The sequence below is a fragment of the Alkaliphilus pronyensis genome, from assembly GCF_009017275.1.
Lineage (GTDB): Bacteria > Bacillota > Clostridia > Peptostreptococcales > Natronincolaceae > Alkaliphilus_C > Alkaliphilus_C pronyensis.
Genome location: NZ_WBZC01000069.1, coordinates 1 through 22,181, shown reverse-complemented (window position 1 = coordinate 22,181; position 22,181 = coordinate 1). Strand labels below are relative to the sequence as shown.

General features: G+C 32.1%; 25 protein-coding genes. All 25 read right to left on the bottom strand.

The features are described from left to right. Positions 1–214: 214 nt before the first annotated feature. The 25 genes from F8154_RS14045 to F8154_RS13930 all read right to left on the bottom strand — a co-directional run bounded on the left by F8154_RS14045 (position 215) and on the right by F8154_RS13930 (position 22,006). Positions 215–847: a GNAT family N-acetyltransferase gene (locus F8154_RS14045; protein WP_151862255.1), complete on the bottom strand. Its 633-nt coding sequence runs from the start codon at positions 845–847 to the stop codon at positions 215–217. Between the two features lie 29 nt (positions 848–876). Further along, a complete protein-coding gene (locus F8154_RS14040) occupies positions 877–1,587 on the bottom strand; it encodes an ATP-binding cassette domain-containing protein (protein ID WP_151862254.1) in 711 nt (236 codons plus the stop codon). Continuing rightward, positions 1,577–2,278 (bottom strand): ABC transporter permease, encoded by a 702-nt coding sequence (locus F8154_RS14035; RefSeq protein ID WP_151862253.1) that lies wholly within the window; start codon positions 2,276–2,278, stop codon positions 1,577–1,579. Before F8154_RS14035 ends, F8154_RS14040 begins: the two co-directional genes overlap by 11 nt. Positions 2,279–2,305: 27 nt before the next feature. Further along, a complete protein-coding gene (dnaB, locus tag F8154_RS14030) occupies positions 2,306–3,649 on the bottom strand; it encodes a replicative DNA helicase (protein ID WP_151862252.1) in 1,344 nt (447 codons plus the stop codon). A gap of 53 nt (positions 3,650–3,702) precedes the next feature. Beyond that, a complete protein-coding gene (gene rplI, locus F8154_RS14025) occupies positions 3,703–4,149 on the bottom strand; it encodes a 50S ribosomal protein L9 (protein ID WP_151862251.1) in 447 nt (148 codons plus the stop codon). After that, positions 4,149–6,143 carry a DHH family phosphoesterase gene (locus tag F8154_RS14020; RefSeq protein WP_151862250.1) on the bottom strand — a complete coding sequence of 665 codons (1,995 nt, stop codon included), beginning with the start codon at positions 6,141–6,143 and terminating at the stop codon, positions 4,149–4,151. The genes rplI and F8154_RS14020 overlap by 1 nt, the downstream gene beginning before the upstream one ends. Positions 6,144–6,169: 26 nt before the next feature. Next, positions 6,170–7,099, bottom strand: coding sequence for a YybS family protein (locus tag F8154_RS14015; RefSeq protein ID WP_151862249.1), 930 nt, complete (start codon positions 7,097–7,099; stop codon positions 6,170–6,172). 19 nt (positions 7,100–7,118) lie between these two features. Further along, entirely contained in the window at positions 7,119–7,442 is a 324-nt protein-coding gene (locus tag F8154_RS14010; protein WP_151862248.1) for a MazG-like family protein, read from the bottom strand. Between the two features lie 146 nt (positions 7,443–7,588). Continuing rightward, a complete protein-coding gene (locus F8154_RS14005; RefSeq protein ID WP_151862247.1) occupies positions 7,589–8,608 on the bottom strand; it encodes an FUSC family protein in 1,020 nt (339 codons plus the stop codon). Positions 8,609–8,810: 202 nt separating this feature from the next. After that, positions 8,811–9,044, bottom strand: a complete 234-nt coding sequence (locus F8154_RS15245) for a hypothetical protein (protein ID WP_192930316.1) — start codon at positions 9,042–9,044, stop codon at positions 8,811–8,813. A gap of 97 nt (positions 9,045–9,141) precedes the next feature. After that, positions 9,142–9,411, bottom strand: coding sequence for a pro-sigmaK processing inhibitor BofA family protein (locus F8154_RS14000; protein ID WP_151862246.1), 270 nt, complete (start codon positions 9,409–9,411; stop codon positions 9,142–9,144). 155 nt (positions 9,412–9,566) lie between these two features. Next, positions 9,567–9,869 carry a YaaL family protein gene (locus tag F8154_RS13995; RefSeq protein WP_243141263.1) on the bottom strand — a complete coding sequence of 101 codons (303 nt, stop codon included), beginning with the start codon at positions 9,867–9,869 and terminating at the stop codon, positions 9,567–9,569. A 369-nt stretch (positions 9,870–10,238) separates the two neighbouring features. Further along, on the bottom strand, positions 10,239–10,709 hold the full coding sequence (locus F8154_RS13990; RefSeq protein WP_151862245.1) for a Dps family protein: 471 nt from the start codon (positions 10,707–10,709) through the stop codon (positions 10,239–10,241). A gap of 23 nt (positions 10,710–10,732) precedes the next feature. After that, entirely contained in the window at positions 10,733–11,149 is a 417-nt protein-coding gene (locus F8154_RS13985; protein ID WP_151862244.1) for a Fur family transcriptional regulator, read from the bottom strand. A gap of 389 nt (positions 11,150–11,538) precedes the next feature. Next, positions 11,539–12,396: a metallophosphoesterase gene (locus F8154_RS13980; RefSeq protein WP_151862243.1), complete on the bottom strand. Its 858-nt coding sequence runs from the start codon at positions 12,394–12,396 to the stop codon at positions 11,539–11,541. A 31-nt stretch (positions 12,397–12,427) separates the two neighbouring features. Next, on the bottom strand, positions 12,428–12,910 hold the full coding sequence (locus F8154_RS13975) for a GNAT family N-acetyltransferase (protein ID WP_151862242.1): 483 nt from the start codon (positions 12,908–12,910) through the stop codon (positions 12,428–12,430). Between the two features lie 436 nt (positions 12,911–13,346). Then, positions 13,347–15,044, bottom strand: coding sequence for an RNA-binding domain-containing protein (locus F8154_RS13970; RefSeq protein ID WP_151862241.1), 1,698 nt, complete (start codon positions 15,042–15,044; stop codon positions 13,347–13,349). Between the two features lie 79 nt (positions 15,045–15,123). Next, positions 15,124–15,330 carry a DUF6438 domain-containing protein gene (locus F8154_RS13965; protein ID WP_151862240.1) on the bottom strand — a complete coding sequence of 69 codons (207 nt, stop codon included), beginning with the start codon at positions 15,328–15,330 and terminating at the stop codon, positions 15,124–15,126. Positions 15,331–15,410: 80 nt separating this feature from the next. Next, on the bottom strand, positions 15,411–15,839 hold the full coding sequence (locus F8154_RS13960) for a hypothetical protein (RefSeq protein ID WP_207706895.1): 429 nt from the start codon (positions 15,837–15,839) through the stop codon (positions 15,411–15,413). A gap of 396 nt (positions 15,840–16,235) precedes the next feature. Continuing rightward, on the bottom strand, positions 16,236–16,835 hold the full coding sequence (recR, locus tag F8154_RS13955) for a recombination mediator RecR (RefSeq protein ID WP_151862239.1): 600 nt from the start codon (positions 16,833–16,835) through the stop codon (positions 16,236–16,238). A 25-nt stretch (positions 16,836–16,860) separates the two neighbouring features. Next, entirely contained in the window at positions 16,861–17,208 is a 348-nt protein-coding gene (locus F8154_RS13950) for a YbaB/EbfC family nucleoid-associated protein (protein WP_151862238.1), read from the bottom strand. A 92-nt stretch (positions 17,209–17,300) separates the two neighbouring features. Beyond that, the gene (gene dnaX, locus F8154_RS13945; protein ID WP_151862237.1) at positions 17,301–18,995 is read right to left on the bottom strand and encodes a DNA polymerase III subunit gamma/tau; all 1,695 of its coding nucleotides are present in this window, start codon (positions 18,993–18,995) and stop codon (positions 17,301–17,303) included. A 57-nt stretch (positions 18,996–19,052) separates the two neighbouring features. Beyond that, positions 19,053–19,739, bottom strand: coding sequence for a CvpA family protein (locus tag F8154_RS13940; protein ID WP_151862236.1), 687 nt, complete (start codon positions 19,737–19,739; stop codon positions 19,053–19,055). 21 nt (positions 19,740–19,760) lie between these two features. Continuing rightward, complete coding sequence (locus F8154_RS13935) at positions 19,761–20,879, bottom strand: DUF5711 family protein (RefSeq protein WP_151862235.1); 1,119 nt, start codon at positions 20,877–20,879, stop codon at positions 19,761–19,763. A gap of 35 nt (positions 20,880–20,914) precedes the next feature. Then, positions 20,915–22,006, bottom strand: coding sequence for a YkvI family membrane protein (locus tag F8154_RS13930; RefSeq protein ID WP_151862234.1), 1,092 nt, complete (start codon positions 22,004–22,006; stop codon positions 20,915–20,917). Positions 22,007–22,181: the final 175 nt, after the last annotated feature.

The following is a 22,181-nucleotide window of genomic DNA, read 5'->3' as shown; positions in this document are numbered from 1 at the left end:
CAAATGCCTATAAGACTTAATAATAATATTACCACTTTTTTTTAATCTTATCAAACCCTGCGTAAAATTAAGTTATCCACATAGTTTGATTTTTTATTTATAGTAATTTGATACCACTTATTAATTATATTATACCCTTTAGATTGTGTAATAATAACATTTTATTCTTATATCAAAACAAACAGCCTATAGGTTATCCACACAGACCACAGAACTATGCACAGGTGTTCGGTGGATTATGTGGATAAATTAAAGCTTGTTTTAAATACATTTCTTTTGTTATGTACATATGAATAAACCTACACTTTAGTATTTTACCCTCATACTTAAATGAATCTTCAACTTTTATTAACTCACTATCTTTAAAAACTGCAAGGCTTTGGTCTTCAAATTCATTGAATTCTACTTTTAATATCTTAAAGCCACAGTTAGTATAGCATTGCTGAGCTCTATGGTTAAAATCTGCTACCCTTAATAATAGCTTTTTCATTTTTAGCCTTTCAAAATAAAAGGGAAGAAAGCTTTTAATGCTATCGGTTCCTAAGCCTTTATTTACATGATTAGGGTCGAAAACAATTCCCATTTCACTTGTACGCCTAAACCACTTAATGTTTCTTAAGGCTATATAACCAACTAAGCAGTGATGCTGATTATATATAACATAGCATTTTCTCGTAAGACTATATTTTTTTTTGTTATACCAGTAATTCATCTGATACTTATTCATTTTAGGAAAGTTATAGCTATAAAACAAAGGATCTTGATGACTTCCCCACTGCTGCATTTCATTAACATGTCTTCTCTCTAATTCTTTAATATAGGTGTTCTTTCCCCATGCTACTAACATCATATCCTCCACATAATCATTATTGATAATTACTTTAATAATTCTCCTTTAATAAAATCCCTTGTAAGTATGTTTTGTGGGTTTTTTAATAGCTGCTCCCTTTTACTAAGCTCTATTACTTCGCCACGATATATAAAGGCTATTTTGTCACATAATCTGCTGGCCTGCTGTAGGTTATGGGTTACTATAATGATGGTGGTTCCTTTGTCTTTGTTGATTTTTTTTATCATTTTTTCCATAACTAAAATGGTAGATGGGTCAATATTAGCTGTTGGCTCATCAAGAATAAGTAGAGATGGATTAAATATTAGGGCTCTTGCAAGAGCAACTTTTTGAACCTCTCCACCAGAAAGTGTCCAGGCCTTCTGATTTTTTATTTCTAACAGTTCCATTTCTTTTAGCATTTCGTCCACTTTTATAACAATCTCTGCCTCTTCTACTTTTCTAATCTTTAGTGGATATGCAATATTATAGTAAACAGTTCCCCTTAGTAAATAGGGCTTTTGTGCTACTACAGTTATCTTTTTTAATAGACTAGTACTTATTAGTTCTTCATCATACAGAATATTGCCAGAGGAGGCCTCCTCTAGTCCACCTAGAATTTTGGCTAGGGTGCTTTTTCCTGCCCCATTAGGTCCGATTAAGCCTAACAATGCACCTTTTTCTATTTGGAGCTTAGGTATGCTTAACACAGTTTTATTATTATATATCTTAGTTAGTCTATTAATATTAATATTCACTTAAATCACCCTGTTGATAATAATATAGTATGGAGTTTAATATAAATGATATTGTAAGTAATACAATACCTAGGGCTATAGCTATAGAGTACTCACCCATACTTTGAAGCATTGCAATAGTTGTTGTCATAACTCTAGTATGTCCCTTAATATTACCGCCTACCAGCATAACAGCTCCAACTTCTGATATACCTCTTCCATACCCTGCTATAATCCCTGTAAATATATTCATCCTCAGCTCTTTAACTAAAAGCACCAGCCTTTGACTTTTGCTTGCACCCAAAGTTTTTCCTAATGCTTGTATATCTGTACCCTTTTCCTTTGTTGCATTATAAACTAGGCCTATTATTATAGGCGTTATTAGTATTGTTTGAGCCACAATCATGGCAGCTGGGGTGTAGACTATTCCAAGTATTCCTAAAGGTCCTCGCCTTGATATAAAAAGAAAAACCAATAACCCTACTATAACTGGGGGAAGACTCATCATTGTGTATATAACCCTTATTGCCACTCTTTTTAACGGAAATTCCTTTATTCCCATTAATATACCTATTGGCACAGCAATTATTGTTGATATTATGGTGGCTGTAAAGGAAACAACTAAGGAGAGTATAATGATTCTATATAATTCTATATCAAAGGATATCAGCAGGTTAAAGGCCTCAATAAAGCCTTCTATTATATAATCCATAATAAGGTCTCTCCTTAATAAAGGTCTTTAGCCTTCTCTGTACTTTTCAAAGTCTAAAAATTTCTGATATTGCCCTAGCCATATTAGTTCAATAACTCCTGTCTCTCCGTGACGATGCTTTGCAATTATAACCTCTGCCAAATTCTTTTTATCTCCTTCAGGATTATAGTACTCATCCCTATATAGAAACATTACTAGGTCGGCATCCTGTTCAATAGCTCCAGATTCTCTAAGATCCGATAAAATAGGTCTATGGTCTGCCCTTAGCTCTGGTGCTCTAGAAAGCTGAGATAGGGCTATCACAGGACAATCCAGCTCTTTGGCCATAATTTTTAGATTCCTAGATATTGCTGATATTTCCTGTTGTCTGTTTTCTGTCCTTTTATCTCCCTGCATCAATTGCAAATAGTCGACTAGTACAAGGTCTAGCCCCTTCTCCATCTTTAGTCTTCTAAGCTTAGACCTCATTTCTGTTACGGTTATACCAGGAGTATCATCAAAGTAAATCTCAGCTTTAGATAGGGGAATCATGGCTTGTACTATTTTAGACCATTCCTCTTCGTTTAAATTGCCTGTTTGTATTTTATTTAGCTCCACCATCGATTCGGAGGCCAGCATTCTTAACATTAATTGCTCTTTTGACATTTCTAGGCTGAAAATTGCTGCTGAAGCCCCTGCTTTAACGGCTGCATTTTGAGCAAGATTAAGTGCAAAGGCTGATTTTCCCATTGCCGGTCTTGCTGCAACTAAAATTAAGTCGGTTTTATGAAATCCCCCCAGCTTTCTATTCAAATCTAAAAACCCAGTTGACATTCCAGTTATGCCTGTTTTGTCCTCATACAATTTTTCAATTTGATCGAAGGTATATGAAAGCAGCTGGTTAATTGGTGTTAATCCCTCATTATATCTATTTTGAGATAAGTCATATATGTTTTTTTGAGCCTGCTCTATTATTTCTGTAACTTCAACATCTGTACTATAGCCCAGTTGAACAATTTCTTCAGAGGCATGTATTAGATTCCTTAAGGTTGCTTTTTTTTGAACTATATCTGCGTAGTATTTAACATTAGATGTTATTGGTACTCCAGAGGCCAAGCTTGTTAAATAGGGTATTCCCCCTATAGCCTCTAGTGTTCCTCTGCTTTTTAACTCCTCGGTTAAAGTTATTAAATCAACAGGTTCACTTCTGTTAAAAAGCTTGTATATTGCCTCATATATTTCTTTATGGGCCTCCTTATAAAAATCTTCTCCCTTAAGGATTTCTAGCACCACTAAAATTGCTTCTCTATCTAAAAGCATAGAGCCTAACACCGATTGCTCTGCTTCAATACTATGGGGTGGTATCATGTTAAATCTATTAATTCCTTCCATACAGACCTCCCATTTTTAATTAAGGGCTGGAATCCCTCTCCCAACCCTATTTTCTATTCTTCAATAACATTAACTTTTAGCTTTGCAATTACATTAGGATACACTTTTAACTCAACTTCCTTCACACCTAGCTCCCTAATTGGTTCAGATAGAGCTACCTTCCTTTTGTCTATTTTAATCTTATGTATTTTTTCTAATAGCTCTACAATTTCTTTTGCTGTAACCGAGCCAAATAATCTGCCACCTTCTCCTACCTTTGCTTTTATTTCAATTGTAATTTTCTCAATATTATCGGCAACCTTTTTTGCTGCCGCCAGTTCCTTTTCTTTTTTAATTTGCTGGGATTTCTTTTGCTGATTTAATGTTTTCATATTTCCCTCATTAGCTTCCTTTGCTAAGTTTTTGGGAAACAAGTAATTTCTTGCATATCCATCACTTGCATTAGCAACCTGTCCTTTTTTTCCTAAACCCTTTACATCCTGTAATAAAATAACCTTCATTATTCTTCACCTTCCTCAAAGTATTCTTCAATTGCATTTACTAGTTGTTTTTTAGCTTCATCAAGGGTGTATCCTTCAAGCTGTGCACCTGCAACTGTTAAATGTCCTCCTCCACCTAGCTTTTCTAAAATAACCTGTACATTAACATCTCCCATTGATCTACCGCTTATAATAATATCATTGTCCTTTTTCCCTAATACAAAGGAAACTGTAATGCCTCTTATGTTTAAAAGCTCATCTGCTGCTTGGGCAGCAATTAACTGTATATTTTTTGTTTCGTTGCAAACCGATATAGCTACTGTTTTTTTAATGATTTTTGCATTTTTTACAATTTCTGCCCTAGCTATAATGGTTTCAAAATCATCTTGAAATAACTGTTTTACTATAGTGGTGTCGGCTCCTGCTCTTCTTAATAGGGATGCTGCTTCAAAGGTTCTTACCCCTGTTTTAAATGTAAAATTCTTAGTATCAACTGATATTCCTGCCAGTAGGGCTTCAGCTTCTATTTGCTGTATATTTATTTTATCCTCCATATAAAACAGTATTTCTGTAACTAGCTCACAGGTGGAGGATACATAGGTTTCATGGTAGTTAAGTACTGTGTTTTCAATAAATTCTGTTCCTCTTCTATGATGGTCTATAACTACAATATTCTCCGTCATATTTAATAGGTCAGGGCATTCAGTAAATTTTGGCCTATGGGTATCTACAACTACTAATAATGAATTATCAACTATTCTTGTTTTTGCTTCCTCACATGAGATTATAGCTTTATTGTACTGTTCATTTCTTATTATCTTATCATATAGTACATCTATAGATGGATTTGAGCTACCTAAAACAACAAAAACCTCTTTGTTTAGATTCTTTGCAGCTCTATATATTCCCATAGCAGAGCCTAATGCATCTAGGTCAGCATTTTTATGACCCATTACAAATACACTATCGGCTTGTTGAATTAATTGTTTGAGGGCATAGGCAATGACTCTTGCCTTAACCTTTGTTCTTTTTTCAACAGCCTTAGTTTTTCCTCCGTAAAAGCTAATTTTATCAATCTTTTTTACTGCTGTTTGGTCGCCTCCACGACCTAAAGCAAGATCCTTTGCAGCATTGGCAAAATCACCAGTTTGCTGTGGGTTCTCTCCGTCTAGGCCAATACCAATGCTTAAGGTTATAGGTATTTTATTACCTAGATTTATTTCACGAATTTCGTCTAGTATTTCAAATTTTTTATGTTCAAGGGTAGATAAGTATTTGTTCTCGAAAACAACAATAAACTTATCTGTAGAATATTTTCTTATTAACCCATTCATTTTACTAGCCCATAAAGTAAGCCTTTGGTCTATTTCTGCTATAACCATAGGTCTTGCTGCTTCTTCTGTTGTTTGCATTACTTCGTCAAAGTTATCAACCTGAACTAAAGCAATTGCCGTTTTTTCTTCTTCTAATTTATCTCTAATAACCAAATAATCTGTTCTTTCTATCCAGTAAAGCATTATTATATAATTTGAGTCTTGATCCTTTGATAGCTTGATTATATTATACAAAACTCTATAATATCTATCATTAACATTTATTTCGTTAATATTGTCCTTTTTATTCTGTAATACGTCCCTTAAATTAAATTCCTCTATTACATCTTGTATATTTTTCTCTAGTAGGTCTTTTTTGTCAACAATCTCTGGAAATTTTGAGTTATACCAGGTTATAGTACCATCAAATTCTACAATAGTAAGGGGTATTGGAAGATTTAATATTGCCTGCTTTGTGGCTGAGTCTATATCAGAGGAAAGACTCTCTATATAACGGGTCCACTCTTCTCTTTTTATATTGCTTATTTTAAGATTATAATAAATCAGATAAGCTAACACAAACACTCCAGTAATTGCAATTATATGATTATAATAGGCCATAGCTATAATAAAAAGAGAGATAATAATCATATATATTCGAGTATCTGGTATTAATATTTTAAAAAACCTTGTCCTTTTCATGAGATATCCTCCTATAATTTAACAAGCTATTCTTCTCTTAATTTTCTTATATCAAATACTGAGTCAATTAGTCCGATTAGAGAGATTAGTGTTAGTAAAGGACTTATTATTATCAATAATACAATTATCAAAACTCTTGCAAATTCTGGTATTGATACCTTGCTTATCATATATCTCATAAAGGCTATTCCCTGTAAATAAAATACAAACAGAAAAAGAATTTTTATGTTTTCATATAGACCTTCATAATTTATGCCAGCAACAAACCTTGTTAAATAGGTTAATATGAATAAGATAAATGAACCCAATATAATATTTGAAGGTAACTTAAAGTGTCTAAATCTTGGTAATTTGTATGCTTGAAATCTAAGTCTTCTCAATATAGCTATAGAAACGTAATAATTTATGAAGGTGATAACCATTGAGTGAACAATCAGTAATCCAGGTAAAATAATGGTTAGATAATCTATTATTTCATTAAGGCTAGTAATACTAACATTCATTGAGGTAAACATTTCCGATTGATGCTCCACTACACTTCTAAAGGTTTCTCCAATTAAATCAGCAAAATTAAACTCTACAATAGCTGAAATAGTTAATATACTAATAAATGTTGTTAATGCAGACACTGTGGTTCCTATACCTATAGTTTTAAATGGTTCTTGTTTTTTCTTAATGTAGTAGCCCATAATTAATGCAACAGGTCCAAAAATAATTATTAAAAAGAATGTAAATACAACTTCTGTTAAAATTCCAATTATTAAGCTTGTAATTATTAATGCTAAAACAGTATACTTAGTGCCTTGCCTTACTGCCAAAACAATTAATGGAACTGGAAGCAAGAATAATAATATTGTTAATACTGGTATGTATATAACACTTATTCCAAAGAAAGATGAAATTGTTGCAATAAATGCTGCCTCAATCATTGCCTTTTTATTGTTATTAAGCTCCAAATTAATTCACTCCTATAATCTATTTACCATGACCTTTTATATGCTGATTTAAACTGGTTAGCTCTCCATACCATTTCTCAAGGTGATGGTCCTGTAGCATATGTAGCTTTGCTTTTTCTTGAACCTTTTTGTCAATAGCTGAATAGTCTATTCCTATTCTTTTTCCTAATGAATATGTCACTAGTATTATATTTGCTAGTACTTCTAAAAGTTCCTCCTGCCCATTTCTTACTCCTTTTATCATGGTTTCAAACAGCATTGCAGTGCTATTTAATAGCTCGCATTTTAAAAACTCTATCATTTTAATATTTTTACCTATGTCAATATTATTCTTGCTATCCAATGTAATCACTCCCCTTATACATCAAAAGCTTTCCTGTTTTTGTTAAAGCATCTGACTGTTTGTATTATATCAAAAATTTTAAATTAGAACAAAAGCTTTTGTTTTATTGGTAGTTCATGATTTATTGGGGCTTAATATGCCTTGTTTTATTTCCCTTTGCTTGGTAGTAGGTCAATGAGAAGGGTTACCTTTGACATAAGCTCCTCTAAATTATAAATAACCACCATTAGTCTAACTACGTCATCTGTTGGATATTGATTAACCCTCGGATTATACTTCAGGCCCTTCTTTATGGTTCTTATTATATTTATTGATGGCTGTAGATTAATTAACCTCTTTTGCTTTTTTGATATTGGAAGATGGTTCTTCTTCATGCTATCCTTTAATATATTTATGTCTTCAATAATAATCTCTAACACTTCTTTCTTTACACCCTTTTCCAATGCTCCGTATAGGTTGTGAAGATGCTGTAGAGTCTCCTTTACTAAATTTAAGCGTATTTGCATTTCTTTAGAGTTATAAACACCATATACCTTCACCTTTTCTTCCTTTAATTGAAGCTGTAAAAACTTATCAGATTCACTCAACTCAACCTCTATCTCATTAATTATATTTGCAATTTCCTCTAAATAGTTTTCTTCATTAGTTAACATATCCACTGCTTTATCTATGCATAGCCATACTTGAGAAGAAACATTATTTATTACTGAAATAGCTTTTTTATCATAGGTTGGGGGAAATATTAAATAATTTACCCCTAAAGCAATACTAATGCCAATAAATGTATCTATCAATCTATTTACAGCATATATTATATGTACCCCTTCATCATTTAGTATGATAGCCAAAAATACAACTCCAGCAATATTAATGGAATCTGTCCATCCTAGTCGGTTCATAGTATATATCAAAAGAATTAAGCCTAAACCAACTAGTAAAAAGTTTATGGGGGCAATAAATCCAAATAACAAGCCTACAAAGGCCCCAATAAATGTACCTATGATTCTGTTTATTCCCGAATGCCAAGAATCTGAAACAGTAGGCTGCATTGCAATTAATGCAGCTATTAATGCAAAGAAAGGGTATTCAATATTTAAGAAGTCTGTAACCAGCATAGTAGTGCTAACCGCTATCCCTGTTTTTATTGTTCTTAATCCAATTTTCATTAAATATCACCTAGTCTTTATTATATTAATTTTTTTAGTCTACAATATCATAATACATCTATTTACAAAAATATACTAGCTTAATGAGGTGAACTATTATTATTTCTTAAATCCCAGTTGCCTTGTGGCTGCAATCAACTGCATAATATCTAATTATAAGGCTTAACTAGTCTTATAGTATCCCCAGGGTGGTGTAAATTAATTAACTGGAGTTTAGTATATAGTTTAAGCATCTGAAGGTATAGTTAACAAGTATGTTGTAGTAAACCAATGCTCTACTTTTTAATGTCAGCAGCTTTACTAATAAACCTACATCTAAAGAGTAGTTAAGTGCTGTCAAGCCTCGAAATGGTGAAGCAAGGTTTAAAGCAGTATTTTTAACATTAAAAAAAGAGCCTGTGGGTAAATTTAACCAACAGATTCTCTTAAGCCTCAAAACATGTTTAGCTAATATTCAGGTATAGTAAGGACTCCCTACAACTTAGTTTTCTCAAAATTAAGCTATCGCTGGTTGGTATACTATGTGTCTTCTTCTATAAGGCATTCAATATAATAAGTAGGATTACACCTGGAATTCCTAAAAACCCAGCCACAAGAGCGCTTATAGGATTTATAACTATATAGAAGTCAAAAAACCCGCCTATTATGTTAACAAAAAACAATAGGACACCACCAAGAATTCCATTCCAAATTAATCTTCCTATTAGTTTAATCGGCACCAATAAAAGCCATCCAACTATATAAAGTAGTATTAGCCCAATGGCATAAGCTAAAATAATATTTATCTCCATGCCTAAACCCATAATCCTCCCCCATTTCCTTTATCTTAAAAAGTTAGATGTTAAGTAGCTATTAGTATTATTGCATTTGTGTTAAGCTGATTTTTCAATATAAAACAAAAGAGTAGTTAGACACTACTCCTATATTATATAATTCTAATAACATCAATATGTCATCCTTAATGAAAATTCATTTTTATTCCTTCTTCTTTAGCTTTTTTTATAAGATAAAAATACCTGCATTTAGCGGCTTCTACCTTATATATAGCATGATCAATTAATTCAGGCTCAGAAACATTATGAAAAAAGGCTTCTGCACTTTTCCATTCCTCATGGGCCTTATGTATTATTTCTACAAACTCTTGATCATCATTTTTTACAGCTTCATTTATCAGTCCTGCCTTACTATATAGTCCTTCAAGTAGGTTGGTTATGTTTTCCATAAGCTTATCCTTTTTAGTGGTAATATATCCTTCCTTCAATATGGATTCCCCCTCCTTAATTATCTTTATCTAGTAGGATATCCATTTTTTACATCTTTATACTTAGCTCTATTAGTGTTTTATTTGTTCTACTGTTAAGTACATTTGTATATTGATGTTATATAGATTTCTCTTTATATATTCTTATGTTATGTTATTATTTTCAATGTGTTCTATTATATAAATAAATTTTATCTCAACTAGTTTACTATTACTGCTGTTTCTTATGGGGATATAAGTGACGTCAAGCTTCCAAGCAAATATGATTAGAGTTCAATTGAAGTAAAAACTCAACCTGAACTATGTTTTTTTATTTCCCGGGAAATATTAAAGAGATCAAATAAACTTGATCTCTTTAATTACAATTATTTAGCTTAAATATGCACGTAACATCCAAGCTGTCTTTTCTAAGTTTGATATTGCTCCTACCATAAGGTCAACGGATACTTGATCATTGTTTTCTTCAGCTATACCTATTCCTTTTCTTAAGTCAAGGATTAGACTAGTGAAGTCCTCAAGTAGGTCTTTTACTATGTCCTCTCCTTTTATGCTGGTGCTTTCAGCTTCTTTAAGGGTGGCCATTGCTAAATATTCCTTCATTGATGCTGCTGGTTTGTATCCTAGCATAAGAATCCTTTCAGCAACCTCATCAATTTCTTCTGCTGTATGATCATAAAGCTCCTCTAGCTTAGAATGTAGCTGAAAGAAATTCTTCCCCTCAACGTTCCAATGATAATTATGAAGCTTTGTATAAAGCACATGAAGGTTTGCTAAGTACTGATTTAATTCTTTAGTTACCTTTTCTCTTCCCTTTTTTTCTAACCCAATTCTTACATCCATTAAAAATTCCTCCTTTAAAGTTTTTATATTGATAGACATTTATTACAAATGCCTTTACAATAGACTCTCTTTTCTTTAATCTTAAAACCCTGCAATTCACTAATTATCTTATCGTCAATACTTATATTAAGATCAGTTATATTGTCACAATTATCACATTTAAAGTGACCATGCTCAATAGTATCTATATCATATCTTGCCTCTTTCCCATCAATTATTAATACCTTTACAATTCCTGCTTCAGCAAAAACATTTAGTGTATTATAAACTGTAGTTTTTGATAGCGTTGGAGCATCCTTTAAAAGACTATTGTATATTTCATCTACGTTTGGATGGCTATCCTTTTCTATTAAAGCCTCTAATATCTTTATTCTTGGGTAGGATGGCTTTATATTATGCTTAACTAGATACTCAACAATATCTTTTATTTGCTTTTTCATGGCAACCTACTCCTTAACATCAAATTATAGTTGTAATCATTTTAACTCTGTAATAATTTTAATTTTGTATTTATTACAATTCTCTTTTTTATATATACCTCTATCTTTAATCTCTAAACATTTTTAGTACAGAGATTTTTACAACCTAAATAATTGAGTATTGTTTAGACATATGCTTTACCCTGTTAAGCTTAATTTTCAATTATATATTTAAAGTATAAACCTTTGCCTTAGGCTAAGGTCAATAATTAATTGCAATAAAAAACATACCCCTATTAAATTTCACTTCTATATAGGTATGTTTTATTAAAATCTCATATATAACTAAAACTAAGCTTCTATAATTGCTAATATTTTTATATTTAACCCTTTAAATAATTTTTAGTCTATTATAATTGATGCTTAAGGGTAACAACAACCACCTCTGGTCTATTAAAAATCCTTAGTGGTAATATACTGTTACCTAGACCTCTGCTAACCACCATTGATGTGGCTTTTTCTCTATAAATTCCCTCTGTATATTCTGGAAATAGCCCTTGATTTGGGGCTACTATTCCTCCTATAAATGGAACTCGTATCTGTCCTCCGTGGGCATGTCCGCTGAATACCAAGTCAATATCTATACTTTTATACACATTAAACTCTTCTGGCCTATGGGAAAGTAAAATATTGAACTCTGTATCTACAGCTTTAAACAGCTCTTCAAGACTACTTTTCATATATCCACTACTATTGCCCCAAAGATAGGTTTCTTCACTATGCTGTTTTGCAGGGTCTGCTATTCCCATTAGTCCAATAGTGCTCCTCCCTTTTTTTAATATAGTATATTTGTTATCAATAATATCAACACTCAATTTTATTAGTTCTTCTTTCAACATCTCATATTTTTCTGATAACTGCTCATGATTTCCTGTAACAAAGTATACAGGTGCTAATTTAGTCATAGGTTCTACAGTATCTATTGCTATGTCTATTCTGGTTTTTCTTCTATCAATCAAATCACCAGTTATTACAATAATATCAGGTTTTATATCCTTAACCTTTTCCATTAGCTTACCATTATAGTCTTTGTTATGCAGGTCAGAAATCTGAAGAATTCTATAACCATCAAAGTCTTTAGGTACTTTGGCATTTGCATATTGGTAATTTGTTATTACAAGGGCGTTATTTTGCCATATAAAAAACATATATAGCACTACTGATAAAAAAAGTATTATGTAAAGCTTTTTCTTTTTAAACTTCAACATATTTAACCATCCTATATCTAGTTTATTTAATTTATTTTGAATCATATCTAAATACGCTAATATAGTAATCCTTTTCTGAAAAGTCGCCTAGATATTGTAGCTGTGTCTTTGAGTAGAACTCTCTTAGTTTTTTATTTCCGCTCCAGCAATCTAAATAAAGTGACTTAGCTTGTTTATCTGCATAGCTACAGCAATATTCTATTACATCCCTTCCCAAATCTTTACCCTGCATTTCTGGGGTTATTGCGATTCTATAAAGATATAAGCTGTTTCTATTTATCCACTCATTCACAGAGTTTTCCACCTCTTTAATTGTAAAGGTTCCTACAATAGACCTGTTTAATTCTAACACATAAATGTTTCCTTTTAATATATCAGTTTTGATTTCAGATGAGTCCCAGGGATAACTCCACTGATTAAACCCTTTACTTTTTAGGTCTAGTGTTGCTTTGTTTAAAGCATTAACAATACAGTTTAAATCATCCATACTAGCTACTCTTACTTCCTTATTCATGTTTATATGTCCTCCTTACACAGCAATATACTTGCCAAATTTTGTTTTTAAGATAGGGTAGAAGTTGTATTCTATAATATAATTACCCCTTTACATTATAAAGAAAACTTAGTTCAGATGGAGTTTTAACTCCACCTGAACTCTAGTTGCACTTATTTCGAAGCTTGGCGGCACTTAACTCCCGCTTAAGAGGCGGGAGTTTTAGTAACGCCGCTGAGATAAACTATATACACTGCGTCTGCTTTTAATTGTTATAACAACTACCTGCTGTAGCGTAGCCTAGTGGATTTATCACCAGTTTTTTAGCAGAGATTTAACACTCATCGTAAACTATAAAGCCCCGTGCATAACTGGCAAGACTTATCCTGCAGTTCCTGACGGGGCTTTCACTAATCTTTATTATTATATAGCAATCTTTATTTTGATTCATCAATGTTTATTGTTGTGGTACATCTATTGTATAATAGGCTCCTCTTCCAACTCCTTTAATTTTAACTCCATTTGTCTCCAATTCTCTCATGAGCCTTAAGACCTGTTGTCTATCCATACCAGTCATTTGCCTTATCTCTGTGTTAGTTAAATTTCTTTCTCTCAATATAGATAAGATTCTCATCTTTATAGATTCTCTATCAAGTCTTTTATCTCTATCATACTCTATTCCTCTTTCAAGCATTGCATAAGTTTCCCTAGTTAAAGAGTAATATTTCTTTTTAACAGTACCTCCAGATTCTACAAGTTTTAAACTATTCTCCATATAACTGAGTATTTCTCTAACTTGATCCATGCTTCTTTGACATATATAAGCAGCATTATCTGTATCTATTTCCCTATGTCTAAGAAGATAGTTTAGGATAATTAAATGATCTACATCAACTTCAATTCCTTTAATATTTAATTCTTTGATAAAACTCCTAAACTCAGGAACAATTGTTGATGCAATAAGTGTCAATTCGATGCATTCTCCTATTTCATTATACTGTGGTGGTTCTTTTCCTTCTATCAATAGGGACTTATATATTCTTGGAACTCCTAGATTACTTCTATTTACTAATCTCAATCTATCCATTAGGTCAGCAAGATGTAAGTTCCTTGCTACTGGCGGATGATGAAGTATATTACTTGGGGATATTCCTCCAATAAAATTACCGGGGTTAGTAATAATTAGTTTGTCTTTATAATGCTTTAGCATAACACTTCCTGGAATTCTATAGTCTCTATGTACAAAAGCATTTAGCAATGCTTCTCTTAATGCTATGTTAGGATAGGCAGAAAACTCAGGATGCAAAAATCCAATTTTGATTGTAGTTGTTGGATTTTCAGCGGCCATATATCTCTCTATTTCATATAGCCCTATTGGTATAGATGAATTTTGCCCCTCTTTTATTGCATAGTCTGTACTGTTTATCATCCTTCTAAAGTCCCATCTATGATTTGGAATATACTTTGATAATGCTTCACTATTTCCAACAATTAAAAGTCCTCCAAATGTTAATTTGCCATCTTTCAATGCTCCTATTGACCTTAATAAATCTTCATTTGACATTTTTAGTAATGTATCTGGTGCATGTTCTTCAGCCATTATCATTCTTATTCTTTCCATAGCAACTGGCGAAAAACAATCTTCCCAATATTCATCTACTAAAATTGATGTGAAATCTGAAACTCCTGTACTAGCAAATAGTTCTTTCCTCATAGACCCAGTAAGTGGTCTACATTCTTTACCCACCCTAATCGTGGCATTTCCATTTGTTTCAGTATAAGGTGGTATGCCGGGATATACATTCATCATCAATATTCTTTTATGTCCTTCTGGCACCACTATCCAATTAAATGTCGGAGTAATATGAGGGTCTGTTTTTTCATACACAGATTTTTGCATCAATAATGCATCAATATGAGGAGGGACTCCTATTATTGCATTACTTCTGCCTTTAATTTTGTCTTTTATTCCAAAAACTACAGTTCCTCCACCACCATTTGCCATGCAAACAGCCATTTTTACTGCTACATTCATATTATCATTAATACTTCTTTCTACCCATCCCTTAAAATCTAAATCTTGTGCTTCAAAATCATCTGCAATATGATTTTCCAATGAATCAAGCATTTTTAATATATCATCCTTAGACCTCAAATTTTATCCCCTCCAACATATTTGCCTCAATTAAATGCGTCATGATGCATTTAATTGCATCAATATATATATTATTGCATTATTTATTTGTAAAGTGCAATAATATAACAAATAAATCACTTAGCTGTTTTACCTTTTTATTAGAAATTTTCCACTGATGCTTTCCAATTCTGTATACATACATTTCTCCTTCATATTTAACCTTACCATCTTTATTTACGGTTACATTATAAACAGGACAAGTACCATAGCACATTGTTCTTTCTAACCTTATATAATCAAACATTATTCATCCCAAAACTTTATTCACAGAAAGAGTCTCAAGAGTAACTTCAAGGCTTCTTTAGTAAGTACGTAGCACTCTAATTAGTGCCTACTGTTATACTCTGATAATTCTTCTGCCAGTGGAAAACTTTTTAAAAATGACTCTACTACTATGTTCTCCTCTGCTATTATTAGTACAAGTGTTGAATCCCAAGGAACTATTTCTATTTTAGCAAGTGGATGTTGTATATTAAAATTATTTCGCCAATAACTTGGATTCCCATCTGCATAAGGCAAGGGATATTTTAAAGCATCCTCCTTTTTGATATCTTTTTCAAAAGCAGAAAATACGCCCCAAATGAATTGTATTTCATTTTCAAATATAATCTGGTTTAATTTTTCTCCTGTAATCCATACATACTCTTTTCCAAATGGTATCAGTTCATTAGGATAACAATTACACTCATAGTTTGAAATTAGCCAATTATACTTTAAATGAACATTAGTTAGTGCTTCAAAAACCTTGTCCATATAAGTGTAATACATTTTTTGTTTTGTAAGTATTGCTCCTCTCAGTATAATCACCTTCCTATCTCAGTAGCACTTTTATGCCTTTTTATCAATCACTATTTTTTGATGCTAAGCACCTATTGTTAAAGAATTTGTTAATATCGTATGAGGACCAATACCTCTAATTATATAATTATTCTATTACATATTTCTACTAGACACAAGATATATCAAGCATTTCACTTGTTTTATTATTTGCTTATTTCTTTAATACGATACGCAAGAGTGGTCTTAGTAGAGGTTAAATACGTCTCTCAACATAAAAAGCCCCGTGCATAACTGGCAAGACTTATCCTGCAATTCCTGACGGGGCTTTCACTAATCTTTATTATTGGGATACAACACTTAATATTTTTACTAAAGCTCTCTACGACCATCAAGAGCCTTTGCCAGAGTAACTTCATCGGCATATTCTAAATCTCCACCAACAGGAATTCCATGGGCTATTCTTGTTACCCTTATACCTAAAGGCTTAAGTAATCTTGTGATATACATGGCTGTTGCCTCGCCTTCAATATTAAGGTTTGTGGCTAATATGACTTCATTAACGCTATTGTCCTGAAGTCTTGCTAATAGCTCCTTTATTCTTATATCCTCTGGACCTATTCCATCTAATGGAGAGATTGCACCATGTAGAACGTGATAAAAACCATGAAATTCTTTAGTTCTTTCCATTGCAATTACATCTCTTGCATCTTCTACAACACAGATAACCGAGGCATCTCTTCTTTTATCTTTACATATTGTGCATATATCTTGATCAGTTAGATTAGTACAGATGCTACAATATTTAATGCTTTTTTTAGCCTCTATTATTGCCTTAGAAAGCTGGCTTGCATCTTCTATTGATAAGCTAATTACATAAAAGGCTAATCTTTGGGCGGTTTTTCTTCCAATACCTGGTAGCTTAGTAAATTCATCAATTAATCTGGCTATCGGTGCAGAATAATAGTTCATTTATTTCCCCCTCATTTCGATAAAACTAGAACAAACCACCTGGTAATCCCATGTTTCCTGTTACCTTAGACATTTCTTTAGATACCATTTCTTCAGCAGATCTTATAGCTTCATTTATTGCAGCCATTATAAGGTCCTGTAGCATTTCTGCATCGTCAGGATCAATAACCTCTGGCTTTATGGAAATTGCTAATAGTTCCTTTTTACCATTAATTTTAACAGTAATTGCACCCCCACCTGCGCTTGTTTCTAACTCTCTTTGATAAAGCTCTTCTTGTAGCTCTTCCATTTGTTTTTGCATTTTTTGAACCTGCTTCATCATATTATTCATATTTGACATTCCGCCCATTCCTTGAAATCCTCTTTTAGCCATAAAAAATCCTCCTTAAAATCAATATTTATAGAAACTTATGTCGAGTTATTACTCTTCATAAGATTTCAAACCCTGTATATCATATTCACTACTTATTCTTCTATCACCTGTAAAATTCCATTGGGAACAACTTGCTTAAGCTTTTCAAGTGAAGCATCCTGCTGTTTTTCCTCATGTGCTGATTCATTCTCCATTACAAAAGACAATTTTACTTCTTGTCCTGTAACTTGCTTTATAGTTTCTATTAGATAATCTTTTGATTTATCTTTATCTAAAGCCTCCCTATGGAAGCCATATCCCTCTTTAAAGCTAATAATCAATTCATTACCTCTTATAGTATGTAAATTACCCTCCATTAAGAAAGCCTTTATTTGAGCTTTTTTATTTTGTCTTAGCTTTTCCAATACATCCTGCCACTTATCTTTAATTATACTAAAATCAGCTGTTAAACATGTTTTTAAAATATCAGCTGAAGTATTATCTTTAGTATCCATTTCCCTCTTAATATAAGAGCTTTCTTCTTCATTATTTCCCTTTTCTTTTTGTACTTCATATGTTTCTTCATTTTCTTCTTTTATTGTTTTTAATTCCTTTGATTTTATACTATTTATTTCCTTGCTATTGGTATTAAACTCACCCTTTAAAACAAGCTTTTCTAGCTTTTCTATTCTTTCCAGCATCTCATTTATATTGATGTCTGGTCTTTGGTTACACATATCTACTATTGCTACCTCAACAATTATTTGTGGTTGAGTTGAGTACCTAATTTTAGCTTCAATATCAGATAGCTTATAAATCATTTCTATAATATATTTTTCTGTTAATTTTCTACCCTGTTCCTCCATTACCCTATGTTTTTCCCTAGAATCAATAGACAACTCTTCTGTTTCTACTTCTATTTGAGTTAATAGTAGCTTTCTTAAATAGCTAATTAATTCTTTTACTAGTAATAGGATGTCTTTTCCTTCAATAATTACCTTTTGAAGCTGCTTTAGGGCTTCTGATGTTTTTTTTTCTGTTATTGCTTCCACCAAACCTACTAAAAACTCGTCACCAACTATTCCTAATGCTTCTACCACCTTTTCATAACTAATATCCCCTTGAGTAAATGATATGCATTGTTCAAGTATACTTAATGAGTCCCTTAAAGAGCCTCTTCCATTAGCTGCAATTATTTGAAGGCCTTTGTCATCATAGCTAATTTTTTCAGCATCACAAATATTAGTTAGTCTTTCCTTAATATCCTTTATACTAACAGGTTTAAAGTCAAATCGTTGACATCTAGAAAGTATTGTCGCTGGTAATTTCTGAGGTTCTGTAGTAGCCAAAATAAATATAACATGCTTAGGTGGCTCTTCTAGGGTTTTTAATAAAGCATTAAAGGCTCCTGTACTAAGCATATGAACTTCATCTACTATGTAAACCTTATATTTACCTTTTGATGGGGGATACTTTACATTCTCCCTTATTTCTCTAATGTGGTCAACCCCATTGTTTGAGGCTGCATCTATTTCAATTACATCCATAACACTTTCGGTAATAATTCCTGTACAGTTTTCACATTCATTGCATGGATTTTCATCTACAGGGCTTAAGCAATTAACTGCACGAGCAAATATTTTAGCAGTTGATGTTTTACCCGTTCCTCTTGTTCCCGCAAACAAATAAGCATGAGATATGTTTCTAGTACTAATTTGATTTTTTAGGGTAGTTATTATATGTTGCTGACCAACAATATCTTCAAATATAATAGGTCTCCATTTTCTATATAACGCTTTATATGACATAATATCACCTTCACTTTAGTATAGTTACATTATAGCATAGGTTATTGGTTTGTTTCACTATAGGGATAAAATCCATTTTAGAAGAAAGTCAAACCAATTATTATAAAATTTATTAATTATTAGAGATTCTTCTATACCGTAAGCAATAGTGCCTGTAGGATTTCTCATAACCAGTGGTACTATAATAAAAAGAAATAAAAAAGCAATTATTAAGCCACGTATTAGTCCAACCATTATTCCACCGATCTTGTTAATTGGTCTCAATGGGGGCAGGTCAAATGCTAGGTCAAGAAGCCTACCTATAAAGATAATACTAACTCTTACAACAATAAAAATCAGTAACATTGCTATAATATTTAAAAAAAATGTTGTTATAGCTGTAATTACTTGATTTTTTACTGCCTCTGTGGCTTGAAGGGCATAGGCTTCAATATTAGTGTTTTCCAATAGGTTTATCATAATAGTGTCCCAAATTTTTATTGGGGTAGTGGCTGCTTCATATTCTGTAGATATCCAGCTACTAACCATTGCTTCAAAATTATTATAAACAAAAACTTCTATTCCACTAAATATATTTGTATTGTTTTTTAACCATTGGCTTAGCTTTATATAATATAGTTTAGATAAAACAATAGCAGCCATATAGCTGGTTAGGCTTAATAAGGTTTTGATTAAACCTTTTTTATAGCCTATTGCCGTGCTTGTTACTATAGTTGCTATTATTATAGCATCAATGTATGACATTGTATCACTCCATCATCTCTATTACTCTAAAATTCTTATAAAGGCTAATTTTTCTTTTGTGACTACAGACAAGTAATTGTCTTCAAATATAAAGGCCTCTTGTATATCACCATTATAATCATATTCAACCAACAAATCTCCACTTTTACTTAAAACATAAATTGTGCGTTCAGTATAATATAATATGTTTTCTTTGCTGTAATCCAGCCCCTTTATTGTATCCTTAAGGGCTTTTTCTCCCAATAGGGTACCCTTATAATCATATATTTTTATACCTATTCTGTTTCTTCCCTGCAATAAACCTGATTCCTCATTGGATCCAGCATGTACTACAAAAAAATCCTCTGATGTCAATACCACCCTCTGTATTTGTTTTACTTCATTGCTCCACCTTGCTTGTCCATCCTTTGTCAATGCAAAAACTGAGTTTGATAAGGACCCAATCATTTTATCATTCTTATAACATATATCTAAAACAATATCATTTACTTTATTTAGTTTAATTAGATCTCCCTCTAAATCATAGATGAGTAGATTTTTACTTAACTCTCCTGAGCTCCAATCAATGGTATGTAGGGCAACTCTACTTACCTTTCCTGATAATGCCCCCTTAAGTATGTCTCCACTATTTAAAGTGATTTCTCCTGTTATGGATCCCTCTTGGTTTAGAATGGTTACATGTTTTAGTGGAGATTTTTCTAATTTATCATGAATAGCTAAAACATAGTTTTGATGGCAAACCTCTATTAAATTTATTGTTTTGTCTAATATTTTCCTGTAGTCTATTTCCCCCAAACTGTTTATTTTAATTAATTGGTTTTTAGAATTATCATATAAAAATATACTGTCTTTGCTAGTTTTTATTAATGGTCTTAATGCTCCAATGTGTAAACTCCAATTCAGCTTTGTATTGCTATTATGATAAAAAAGTGTTCCGTCCCAATATTGAAGCAATCCGTCATTAAACTTATGGTAGCTTATTTCGCTGCTATGGGGTAATTGGATTTCTTTAGTTGTTATAGCTTCTTTGTTGGTGTATAAACCTTTGTTTTGAAATGCTCCCTTTGTAATTGGTATCAAAATTGATAGAATCCCTAATGCCATAATCACCAGCCATAGCTTTTTCCTTCCTTTTCCCACATTTTTTCCCCCTTGTTTCACGTGAAACCCACATATTATTTGTTGCTGCTGGGATTAAGTATAATTAATGCTAAAAAACCAAACCCTAGATAGCCAAAAAACGGGTAGGTTACTGATATTAAGCTTTTAAACCCAATAAGCGTAAGCGGTATAGCAAATATGCAAATCATAGCTGACACAACAGGTTTAGGCGACTTGATTAGCTGACAGATATTCATTATTCCCCCATGACCAGCAGCAATAGCCGTTGTAAACATTGCAAGTAACAGCAGAAGGCTGTATGCTTTTTTAATATTCTCGCCTAATGAAGATGCAATTGCTATCATCGGTATCTCTAGTTTATATATATTTGACCAGAAAATCAATAAAGATGATAAAATCAAAAAAGCTAATAAACCAAGCATTACTCCTCCAAAAGCCCCACCCATAACTGCCGATTTTCTATCAAGGATTAATGGTCTTATAGTGGATATAACTACAATAGTTATAAGAGTATTGTAAGAAACATAAATTAAGCCCTTCCACAATACCTGTATTATTAATGCTATTATATCAATTATGCTGGTATTTCTAAAGGATAATAAAAGCTTATTTGATTCATTAACTATAGTTCTCCAATCCAGGTGATTAATAAACCTAATAACTATCGTTACTGTTACAAATATTACTATAACTAGCATAATTGGAACAATTATCTCGTTAACCCTAGCAATTCCCTTTGTTCCATAATTAAATACGAAAAAGCAAAGTAATGACATTAGTATTATACCCTTTAGAGGGTTATACTGAAAATGTTCCTTTAGTATGGTACCACTGCCTGTAATCATAATCACATAGCTTCCAACTAAAAAAAATGTAACAATTACTTGTATTAATTTTATGAGTCTACCATTTAAATAACACAGTATAAAATCCTCAAAGGACATTATATTTTTACTATAGACCTTGTCGAGAATTAATACCCCTACTCCACAAAACAGAATTGTTGCAAATATTACCCCTATTACTCCATATCCATTGTATAATCCAAAAAACAGTAATATCTCTTGGCCTGATGCAAAGCCAGCACCAATTACTGTTCCAACATATATACTGGCTATTGTCCATACAGATTTAACTCTTTTCATAACACATCTCCCTTCAGCCCTTACTAATTTGCCTACAATTCCTTTAGTGTATTTAAAGGTATTAAAAAAATATTGCGGGGCAAACTGTTATAGAAATACATATTTTTATTTTTTTAATAATATGTTTCTATAAGCAAATATAAGATTAAACTTTTATAGGCATTTGCAAAATGCA

Coding starts and splice junctions, on each gene's coding strand:
- F8154_RS14045 (WP_151862255.1), bottom strand. CDS start 847: ATGTTAGTAGCATGGGGAAAGAACACCTATATTAAAGAATTAGAGAGA.
- F8154_RS14035 (WP_151862253.1), bottom strand. CDS start 2,278: ATGGATTATATAATAGAAGGCTTTATTGAGGCCTTTAACCTGCTGATA.
- dnaB (WP_151862252.1), bottom strand. CDS start 3,649: ATGGAAGGAATTAATAGATTTAACATGATACCACCCCATAGTATTGAA.
- rplI (WP_151862251.1), bottom strand. CDS start 4,149: ATGAAGGTTATTTTATTACAGGATGTAAAGGGTTTAGGAAAAAAAGGA.
- F8154_RS14020 (WP_151862250.1), bottom strand. CDS start 6,143: ATGAAAAGGACAAGGTTTTTTAAAATATTAATACCAGATACTCGAATA.
- F8154_RS14005 (WP_151862247.1), bottom strand. CDS start 8,608: ATGAAAATTGGATTAAGAACAATAAAAACAGGGATAGCGGTTAGCACT.
- F8154_RS14000 (WP_151862246.1), bottom strand. CDS start 9,411: ATGGGTTTAGGCATGGAGATAAATATTATTTTAGCTTATGCCATTGGG.
- F8154_RS13990 (WP_151862245.1), bottom strand. CDS start 10,709: ATGGATGTAAGAATTGGGTTAGAAAAAAAGGGAAGAGAAAAGGTAACT.
- F8154_RS13985 (WP_151862244.1), bottom strand. CDS start 11,149: ATGAAAAAGCAAATAAAAGATATTGTTGAGTATCTAGTTAAGCATAAT.
- F8154_RS13980 (WP_151862243.1), bottom strand. CDS start 12,396: ATGTTGAAGTTTAAAAAGAAAAAGCTTTACATAATACTTTTTTTATCA.
- F8154_RS13975 (WP_151862242.1), bottom strand. CDS start 12,910: ATGAATAAGGAAGTAAGAGTAGCTAGTATGGATGATTTAAACTGTATT.
- F8154_RS13965 (WP_151862240.1), bottom strand. CDS start 15,330: ATGTTTGATTATATAAGGTTAGAAAGAACAATGTGCTATGGTACTTGT.
- F8154_RS13960 (WP_207706895.1), bottom strand. CDS start 15,839: ATGGACAAGGTTTTTGAAGCACTAACTAATGTTCATTTAAAGTATAAT.
- recR (WP_151862239.1), bottom strand. CDS start 16,835: ATGAACTATTATTCTGCACCGATAGCCAGATTAATTGATGAATTTACT.
- F8154_RS13950 (WP_151862238.1), bottom strand. CDS start 17,208: ATGGCTAAAAGAGGATTTCAAGGAATGGGCGGAATGTCAAATATGAAT.
- dnaX (WP_151862237.1), bottom strand. CDS start 18,995: ATGTCATATAAAGCGTTATATAGAAAATGGAGACCTATTATATTTGAA.
- F8154_RS13940 (WP_151862236.1), bottom strand. CDS start 19,739: ATGTCATACATTGATGCTATAATAATAGCAACTATAGTAACAAGCACG.
- F8154_RS13930 (WP_151862234.1), bottom strand. CDS start 22,006: ATGAAAAGAGTTAAATCTGTATGGACAATAGCCAGTATATATGTTGGA.